13 protein-coding genes are annotated in these 7,787 nt (G+C 51.8%); 1 reads left to right on the top strand and 12 read right to left on the bottom strand.

Annotation, left to right across the window (positions count from 1 at the left end; translation table 11 throughout):
- Positions 1-31: 31 nt before the first annotated feature.
- Complete coding sequence (alr, locus tag KB557_RS07455) at positions 32-949, bottom strand: alanine racemase (protein WP_315856208.1); 918 nt, start codon at positions 947-949, stop codon at positions 32-34.
- Positions 950-998: 49 nt separating this feature from the next.
- Between alr and KB557_RS07450 the strand changes: the two genes are divergently transcribed.
- Positions 999-1,496, top strand: a complete 498-nt coding sequence (locus KB557_RS07450; RefSeq protein WP_399218818.1) for an HNH endonuclease — start codon at positions 999-1,001, stop codon at positions 1,494-1,496.
- On the opposite strand, the gene prfA is transcribed toward KB557_RS07450, so the two are convergent.
- From prfA to KB557_RS07395, 11 genes are all read right to left on the bottom strand, one after another.
- On the bottom strand, positions 1,497-2,591 hold the full coding sequence (gene prfA / locus KB557_RS07445; protein WP_255132838.1) for a peptide chain release factor 1: 1,095 nt from the start codon (positions 2,589-2,591) through the stop codon (positions 1,497-1,499).
- 23 nt (positions 2,592-2,614) lie between these two features.
- Positions 2,615-2,848 carry a 50S ribosomal protein L31 gene (gene rpmE / locus KB557_RS07440; RefSeq protein WP_255132836.1) on the bottom strand — a complete coding sequence of 78 codons (234 nt, stop codon included), beginning with the start codon at positions 2,846-2,848 and terminating at the stop codon, positions 2,615-2,617.
- Between the two features lie 8 nt (positions 2,849-2,856).
- Entirely contained in the window at positions 2,857-3,264 is a 408-nt protein-coding gene (gene rpsI, locus KB557_RS07435) for a 30S ribosomal protein S9 (protein WP_255132834.1), read from the bottom strand.
- Positions 3,261-3,713, bottom strand: a complete 453-nt coding sequence (gene rplM, locus KB557_RS07430) for a 50S ribosomal protein L13 (RefSeq protein WP_255132832.1) — start codon at positions 3,711-3,713, stop codon at positions 3,261-3,263. The genes rpsI and rplM overlap by 4 nt, the downstream gene beginning before the upstream one ends.
- A 68-nt stretch (positions 3,714-3,781) precedes the next feature.
- Positions 3,782-4,636 carry a tRNA pseudouridine(38-40) synthase TruA gene (truA, locus tag KB557_RS07425; RefSeq protein WP_255132830.1) on the bottom strand — a complete coding sequence of 285 codons (855 nt, stop codon included), beginning with the start codon at positions 4,634-4,636 and terminating at the stop codon, positions 3,782-3,784.
- Positions 4,633-4,983, bottom strand: coding sequence for a 50S ribosomal protein L17 (gene rplQ / locus KB557_RS07420; RefSeq protein ID WP_255132828.1), 351 nt, complete (start codon positions 4,981-4,983; stop codon positions 4,633-4,635). The genes truA and rplQ overlap by 4 nt, the downstream gene beginning before the upstream one ends.
- A 29-nt stretch (positions 4,984-5,012) precedes the next feature.
- Positions 5,013-5,951 (bottom strand): DNA-directed RNA polymerase subunit alpha, encoded by a 939-nt coding sequence (locus KB557_RS07415; RefSeq protein WP_255132826.1) that lies wholly within the window; start codon positions 5,949-5,951, stop codon positions 5,013-5,015.
- Between the two features lie 58 nt (positions 5,952-6,009).
- Complete coding sequence (gene rpsK / locus KB557_RS07410; RefSeq protein ID WP_255132823.1) at positions 6,010-6,402, bottom strand: 30S ribosomal protein S11; 393 nt, start codon at positions 6,400-6,402, stop codon at positions 6,010-6,012.
- 114 nt (positions 6,403-6,516) lie between these two features.
- Positions 6,517-6,882: a 30S ribosomal protein S13 gene (gene rpsM / locus KB557_RS07405; RefSeq protein ID WP_255132821.1), complete on the bottom strand. Its 366-nt coding sequence runs from the start codon at positions 6,880-6,882 to the stop codon at positions 6,517-6,519.
- Positions 6,883-6,974: 92 nt separating this feature from the next.
- Positions 6,975-7,088 carry a 50S ribosomal protein L36 gene (gene rpmJ, locus KB557_RS07400; RefSeq protein ID WP_048018126.1) on the bottom strand — a complete coding sequence of 38 codons (114 nt, stop codon included), beginning with the start codon at positions 7,086-7,088 and terminating at the stop codon, positions 6,975-6,977.
- Between the two features lie 59 nt (positions 7,089-7,147).
- On the bottom strand, positions 7,148-7,696 hold the full coding sequence (locus tag KB557_RS07395) for an adenylate kinase (RefSeq protein WP_255132819.1): 549 nt from the start codon (positions 7,694-7,696) through the stop codon (positions 7,148-7,150).
- Positions 7,697-7,787 lie beyond the last annotated feature (91 nt).

Genomic DNA, 7,787 nt, shown 5'->3' with positions numbered 1-7,787 from the left:
ACACACAAACCATACACAACCCAAAACCTATCTACATCACTTCCATGCGGCCCGACAGCAAACGGGCCACTCCATCGGCATAGCCAATACCTAATACGGCTAGTCGGCTTGGTCTTTGCGTAACAAAGCGATGGCCGTAGCTCACCCCCACGCCAGCGGGTACCTCCCGCAGCAGTGTTACCCGGGCGCGCACAGTCATGGCTGGTTTTAGAGCTATTTTTTGGCTCAGGTGTGCAGCTGGTGCATGGCCGTAGATAGCAAGACCCACCCGCACAAGGTTGTAGTGCAATTCTCGGTTGCCCAAGGTGGCTGCTGAATTGGCAAGATGACAAAAACCAGGCCGTTGGTTAATGCCAGTTAGATGTTGCATTACTTCTTCAAAACGTTGTTGCTGCAATCGGGTATGGCTACTAGCGAGTTGATCTGCATCTGCAAGATGGGAATACAAACCATGTAGTTGGAGATCTGCCATGGCGTTTATTGCTGCCAATAATTGCGGCCCTTCCTCCCATGGTGCCCCAAGACGTGCCATGCCGGTATCAAGTTTTAATTGCACTGCCAGTGGTTGGCCGGCATTTGCAGCCTCCTGATTTGCCAGCTGCGCCTGGCGCAAACTGCTGATCGTGGGCATTAACTGCCAATGCAGGCAGCAGCGAAATTCCTCTGGCGCCTGCAGGTTGCCAAGCACTAAAACAGGCTGCTTAATACCGGCCTGGCGTAATTCAATTGCTTCGGCAAGGGTGGCAACACCAAAACTGCTGGCGCCTCCTTTTATGGCGGCCTCTGCCACCGTTACAGCCCCATGGCCATAGCCATCAGCTTTCACCACTGCCATCAATTCACAATGCTCCGCTAAAGAAGCCTTGATGCAACTGGTGTTATGGGTGATTGCATCGCGGTTGATCTCCACCCAGGCCCGCTGCTGGGGCCCATGCATCAGAAGCGACATTGATGGGCTGCACTATTTCGTTAGCATGAAGCAACCCCGGTCGCTTTGCGTGGGACACGTCCTTGTTTTAAATGCGTCCTACGAGCCGCTCAATATCACCAGCTGGCGCCGTGCGGTAGTGATGGTGTTGAAAGGTAAGGCAGAAGGTTTGGAACATGAGCAACGCACCCTGAGGCCTGATTTATTAGCTCCCACAGTTATCCGGTTACGTCAATTTGTAAGGATTCCATTTAAAGAATTACCACTCACCCGCCGCAATGTTTTTCAGCGTGATCATCACACCTGTCAATACTGCGCTTACAAAGGAGAGCAGTTATCAATCGACCATGTAATCCCCCGCAGTCGCGGCGGCCAAGATACCTGGGAAAATGTAATTACAGCTTGTATCCGTTGCAATGTGCGTAAAGGTAGCCGCACACCAAAAGAAGCTGATATGCCGATGAGTTCGGTGCCGCGCCGGCCTGTAAGCACACTTTATTTTGAAGCAACACGCCAGATACGTAATGGCCGCAGAGAAGAATGGCGCAAATATGTTATCGGTGCTTAATTAATTTTGATTGTGGGCCAGCTCTTCTAATTGCTTTTGTTGATCGGCATGGATACAGGCACCAATAATTTCATCTAATTGCCCTTGCAATACAGTTTCTAATGGAAAGTTACGACCCAAACGGTGATCGGTAATTCGATTGTCTTTGTAGTTGTAAGTGCGAATTTTTTCACTGCGATCACCGCTTCCAACTTGGGCCCGCCGCGCTGAACTTTCAGCATTAGCAGCAGCTTCTAATTCCAGGGCTAACAATTTAGCTCTTAGAATTTCCAAAGCACGCTCACGATTTTGCGCTTGCGAACGTTCCTGAGTGCAAAAAACTCTGATTCCTGTTGGTTTATGAAAAAGATCAATAGCCGTTTCTACTTTGTTAACGTTTTGCCCACCAGCACCACCGGAGCGGGCACTACTAATCTCAAGATCTTTTGGATCTAGTTGCACATCAACTGGATCAGCCTCAGGCATTACGGCAACAGTGGCTGTTGATGTGTGTACCCGGCCTTGGGATTCAGTTGCAGGCACCCGTTGCACTCTATGAACCCCAGCTTCATATTTCAATTGGCTAAATACAGCATCACCACGAATCGCTAAAATCAGTTCTTTGAATCCACCAAGTTCTGCATCTGAAGCGCTTACAGGCTGCACCTGCCAGCCTTCAGTTTGGGCATAGCGTTCATACATTCGGGCTAAATCACCAGCCCATATAGCCGCCTCATCTCCGCCAGCGCCAGCTCTAATTTCTAACATTACGCTGCGTTCATCGCGGGGATCGCTAGGTAAAAGAGCAAGACGTAATTTCTCTTCTAATCGTTGCCGATCATTATCAAGTGATTCAATTTCTTCTTGGGCTAATAGCTCCATCTCTGCATCACCCCTCGATTCCCGCAGCATTTCTCTTGCTTGCAGGTTTTGCTTGGTGATTACCTGTAATGCCTGATAATCCAACACCAAGGGTTCAAGCCTGGAGCGTTCCCGCGCCAGCTTTAACAATTCCTGGGGATTATTCGTCACACTGGGATCAGCCAGTTGACGTTCTAAAGCTTCAAATGTGCGACAGGTGGCTTCGAGCCGATCGGTCACGAAGGAACTGTCCAAAATTGGTGATGCTCAGTATTGGTTTAAGTATCTTTTTGAGCATCTTCGATGCTACCCATGCCGTATTTCCGCATAAAGCGATCAACGCGACCTTCAGTATCAAGGATTTTCTGAGTGCCAGTGTAGAAGGGGTGATTACCACTCCAAACATCTACATTCAGTTCGGGTGATGTGGAACCGATGGTCATCACCACTTCCCCATTACATATAACCTTGGCATCTGGGTACCAAGTGGGATGGATATTGGCTTTTGGCATGATTGAAATTAGCGTTTGGAGAATTGAGGCGCTTTACGAGCTTTCTTAAGGCCGTATTTACGACGTTCTTTAGCTCTTGGATCTCGGCTGAGATGACCTTCGCTTTTAAGTGGTTTGCGGTTGTCTGGTGAAAGATCGCAGAGGGCGCGAGCTGCACCCTGCTTAATGGCGTCAGCTTGGCCGGTTAAACCACCACCACGCACATTCACCAAGATGTCGTATTCCTTGGCGAGACCTAAGGTTTCGAGTGGAGCTCGAACGGAACTCAAGTATGTGGGGTTGTAGTTGAGATAATTATCTCCCGGACGCCCATTAATGGTGATGACGCCGCTACCGGGCACTACGCGCACACGGGCAACTGCGGTTTTCCGACGACCGGTACCCCAGTAAACAACAGGCTTATTAGTGATGCTCATTTCAAGGTGGCGGCAGGATTAAGCTCAAGGATTTGTGGTAACTGAGCAGCATGGGGATGCTCTGTGCCCTTGTAAACCTTCAGTTTGCGAAATAACTGACGGCCAAGAGCGTTGTGGGGCAACATCCCTTTGATAGCGGTTTCCACAATCCTTTCGGGAATACGGCCCTGTAGCGCAGAGAAGGTTTCCACCTTCATGCCACCAGGGCGTCCGGAATGGCGGCGATACACTTTTTGGCTGGATTTATTTCCTGTAACCCGCACCTTTTCGGCGTTGATCACAATCACAAAATCTCCAGCATCCAAATGAGGCGTGAAGGTGGGCTTGTTTTTGCCGCGTAATACCTGGGCTACCTCGCTTGCGAGGCGGCCAAGACATTTATTTTCCGCGTCCACCACATACCAGTGGCGTTCGAGGGATTGAATGGAGGGGACAACTGTTTTGTTCATCGCGCCGGCGGGCCGGAACCACGGGGTTAGCCCTGCAATGCAGGATCTGGAGGATAGGAAGCTTTAAATCAACCTGATGTTGCAACAGCAGGAGGCGGATCGGAAACTTCCAACCGATGCCGCGGTAGACAATCGTACCACGCAGCTAATGGAAATACTGGCTGGGGATAGCCCACCCGCAGCAGGCAAAGCCCTTGCGGGGGAGCAGCTTCTTTCACTTCTTCCCGCAGACATCGCTGCCATCTGCTGCGGAAATTTGCCTCGCTAAGACGACCTTCACCAATGGCTACTAATTGTCCGAGTAATAATCTCACCATGCCGTAAAGAAAGCCGGTGGCCTGAATCTCTAGGGTTAACAAATCACCCTCCCGGCTTAATTCCACCTCTTCCACTGTGGTGCAACCATGGCGGCGATTGCTGCCCGCTTTTTGCAATGCCGAAAAGTCGTGGGTGCCCACCAGTTCGCTTAGAGCACGGGCCATTGCGGCATCTTGCAGTTGGCATTGATAGCGGTGCCAACTAAAAGGGGCCAAAAAAAGATTGGGGCGACGGCTATTGAAGATTGTGTATCGATAGCGGCGGTAGCTGGCGGAAAAACAGGCATGCCAATTGCTTGCAACAGCGGCAGCCGCACTGATGCGAATTGTTGCTGGCAAGCGTCCGTTTAAAGCAGCGGCCCAACGGCTAGCTGGGATAGAACCGTGACAATCAAAATGAACTACTTGGCCAGCTGCATGTACACCGCTGTCGGTGCGACCAGCAGCAAAACTACGGCTTAAACGTTGGATACTGCTCGGCAGTGGATCAAGGTCATCAATGGCTTTATCAAGAGTTTCTTGCACGCTTGGATGGCCTTCTTGTCGCTGCCAGCCACAAAAAGGCCCCCCGTCATATTGCAGACAGAGGGCAATCCGTTCACTCAAACCAATTCGATAATTGCCATTACTGCGTTGTCACCACGGCGCGGCACCGTACGGATGATGCGGGTGTAGCCACCTTTGCGGTCGCCGTAGCGATCTGGGGCTTTATCGAATAAAGCATGAACTAATTGTTTGTCGTAGATGTATCCCATCGCGCGGCGGCGGGAAGCAAGGCTGCCCTCTTTTGCCAGGGTGATCATGCGCTCAGCTTCATCCCGCAAGGCTTTTGCTCGCGCTTTAGTTGTAGTAACACGCCCTTCTCTGATCAGTTGGGTGGTGAGACCACGGAGTAATGCTTTGCGTTGGTCGGCGGGGCGTCCCAGCATGGGAACGCGACATTGGTGGCGCATGATGAAACAGGTTTATAGGGGGTTAGCCGTCAAACGGGGGTGCGGCTTTGGGGTAAGGAGATGCCGATGCGCTCCAAGGCTTCAATCACTTCATCTGCTGATTTTGAGCCAAAGTTTTTGATCTCTAAAAGATCTTCATAACTAAAGCCCATCAAATCAGATACTGAATTCACCTGAGCGCGCTTAAGGCAGTTGTAAGCACGCACTGAAAGGTTTAACTCCTCTAATGGAATCTGACTTTCGGCGGTGGGTTCAGGTTCAACACCCGGCTCTTCCACCATTGAAAGAGTAGCTAGAGGTTGGAACAAAGTTATTAACTGATTGGCCGCTTGGGCCATGGCATCGTCTGGAGTGATCGAACCATTGGTTTGGATTTCAAGGCGCAGCCTCTCCCGGGCAGAGCCCCCTTCCCCCACAGCGGTTTCATCCACCGTGTAATTAACCCGACGCACGGGCATAAATACGGCATCGATCTGGAGCAAATCGATGGAGGCAGTGTCTTCACAACCACGCTCTACTGGGCGGTAGCCCACTCCACGTTCCACATGGAGTTCAAGTTCAAGACTATGGCCATCAGCGATGGTGGCAATCGGTCTTTTGTTGTCCACCACAGAAACCTGGGAGGAGAATTGCAAATCTGCGGCTGTTACGTTGGCTGGGCCATTCATAACTAAGCGGCCAATTTCTGTGTCTTGGCTGCGGCTGTTGAGGATCAGCTCTTTGCAATTCAACAGAATGTCGAGCACGTCTTCGCGAACACCAGGCACCGTGGCGTATTCGTGGTTTACGCCACTAATACGCACGGCAGTGACGGCAGTGCCTTCCAAGCCGCTCATCAATTCCCTGCGCAGGGAATTGCCAAGGGTGGTGGCCTGGCCGCGATCGAGGGGCCCGATCACGAATACACCAGTTTGGGAACGGTCTTCGCCGATCTGGTAATCGACACGGTCAATTTGGAACTGCAACACGGCCGGAAGATCTAAAGAGCGAAGGAGCCCAGAGGGCGGTTAAAGAAAGCGGATGCGATCAAACGCGACGGCGTTTGGCACGGCGACAGCCGTTGTGGGGAAGGGGTGTTACATCTCGGATCAGGGTGATTTCCAGCCCCGCCACCTGAAGGGCGCGAATAGCTGTTTCACGGCCTGATCCGGGGCCCCGCACCAATACTTCGATCTGACGCATGCCTTGCTCGAGGGCGCGACGGCCCGCAGCTTCAGCAGCGGTTTGGGCGGCAAATGGTGTGCCCTTGCGAGCTCCCTTGAATCCACTGGCTCCAGCGGAAGACCAGGAGATCACTTCACCAGATGTATCTGTAATAGACACAATGGTGTTGTTAAAAGTGCTCTGAATGTGGGCAACACCGTTTGGAACGTTGCGTTTGGCCTTTTTAGGGCCTGTTTTTTTGGCTGGTTTTGCCATTGGTTAGGGCCTGCAGGGGCAGGAAGGTGATCAAAGAACGGAGAAGCCCTGGTGACGCCTTTAGGGAATTTCCCCAGGCGGCAGAACTTTTTAAAACAGCGCAAGCAAAAAGAATTACTTCTTCTTACCGGCCACTGTTTTACGGGCACCACGGCGGGTGCGCGCATTTGTGCGGGTGCGTTGGCCGCGAACTGGGAGGCCCATGCGATGACGACGGCCCCTCACGCAACCAATGTCTTGCAAACGCTTCATGGCCATGCCCTCTTGGCGGCGAAGATCGCCCTCAAGAGTGAATGTTTCAGCTGCCACCCGCAGTTTCTGGACATCGCTATCGCTCAAATCCTTAACCCGGATATCCGGATTAACGCCACTTAAGGCGAGGATCTTTTGGGCCCTGGTAAGGCCCACGCCATAGATGTAAGTGAGGGAGATCTCCACCCGCTTGTCGCGGGGGATATCTACGCCGATGATCCGAGCCACTGAAGAAAATTCGTAGAGAGTGAAACCACTGCCGATGCAGGGGTTGTTGAATTTGATGCTGGCCCTTAGCTAGCTAAGGGAGGGGCAGGGGATTAACCCTGGCGTTGCTTGTGCTTTGGGTTGGTGCAGATCACCATTACCCTGCCGTGGCGACGAATCACCCGGCATTTGTCGCACATGCGCTTCACTGAGGCGCGCACCTTCATTGGTGTGCTCTCCTTTTTACAAACAAAGACTTTACCATGTGGAGCGCTAGCGACAAGTGTTATTGAAGCACTAGTGCTATGGCGCTTGCTACTGATTCAACGCTTCCAGTGCTGGGCACGGCCTGCAATTGGCCTCGATTTTGGTAGTACTCGATTAGGGGTTTGGTTTGGTCGCGGTAAACCTGAAGACGATGGCGGATCACTGCCTCGTTGTCGTCTGTGCGGCCCCTTGCCAGTAGACGCTGAACGAGTTCATCGTCGCCTAATTCCATTAGTAGAACCTTCTGCAAAGGTTGATTTAGCTCCAATAGCAACTTATCTAATGCCTGCGCTTGGGGCAGATTTCTAGGAAATCCGTCTAGCAGCCAACCACCTTGATGCTTACTGAGCGTGCTACGCACAATTGCTAAAACAAGGGCATCGCTCACCAGTTCACCGCGATTCATCACCGCTTCAGCTTCAAGGCCCAACTGGCTTCCGGCTTTTACTTCGGCTCGCAGTAGATCACCGGTAGACAAATGTAAAAGCTGATGACTTAAAGCAAGATGTTCAGCTTGGGTTCCTTTACCAGCACCTGGAGGGCCAAGAAAAAGTAAGCGGTGGGTCATTGGCGCACCATTCCTTCGTAGCGCTCAGAAATCACATAAGTTTGCACTTGCTTTGCCGTATCTATCGCAACTCCAACGAGTATTAATAGGG

Source organism: Synechococcus sp. Cruz CV12-2-Slac-r, assembly GCF_024346075.1.
In the GTDB taxonomy this organism is placed as follows: domain Bacteria; phylum Cyanobacteriota; class Cyanobacteriia; order PCC-6307; family Cyanobiaceae; genus Synechococcus_D.
Note: the sequence above shows the minus strand (reverse complement) of the source record. Positions and strands in the feature narration are given on the sequence as shown.

Excerpts from the sequence above, each read along its gene's own strand:
- KB557_RS07395 (WP_255132819.1), bottom strand. The coding sequence starts at position 7,696 with ATGACCCACCGCTTACTTTTTCTTGGCCCTCCAGGTGCTGGTAAAGGA.
- rpmJ (WP_048018126.1), bottom strand. The coding sequence starts at position 7,088 with ATGAAGGTGCGCGCCTCAGTGAAGCGCATGTGCGACAAATGCCGGGTG.
- rplQ (WP_255132828.1), bottom strand. The coding sequence starts at position 4,983 with ATGCGCCACCAATGTCGCGTTCCCATGCTGGGACGCCCCGCCGACCAA.
- rpsK (WP_255132823.1), bottom strand. The coding sequence starts at position 6,402 with ATGGCAAAACCAGCCAAAAAAACAGGCCCTAAAAAGGCCAAACGCAAC.
- rplM (WP_255132832.1), bottom strand. The coding sequence starts at position 3,713 with ATGAACAAAACAGTTGTCCCCTCCATTCAATCCCTCGAACGCCACTGG.
- alr (WP_315856208.1), bottom strand. The coding sequence starts at position 949 with ATGTCGCTTCTGATGCATGGGCCCCAGCAGCGGGCCTGGGTGGAGATC.
- rpsI (WP_255132834.1), bottom strand. The coding sequence starts at position 3,264 with ATGAGCATCACTAATAAGCCTGTTGTTTACTGGGGTACCGGTCGTCGG.
- rpmE (WP_255132836.1), bottom strand. The coding sequence starts at position 2,848 with ATGCCAAAAGCCAATATCCATCCCACTTGGTACCCAGATGCCAAGGTT.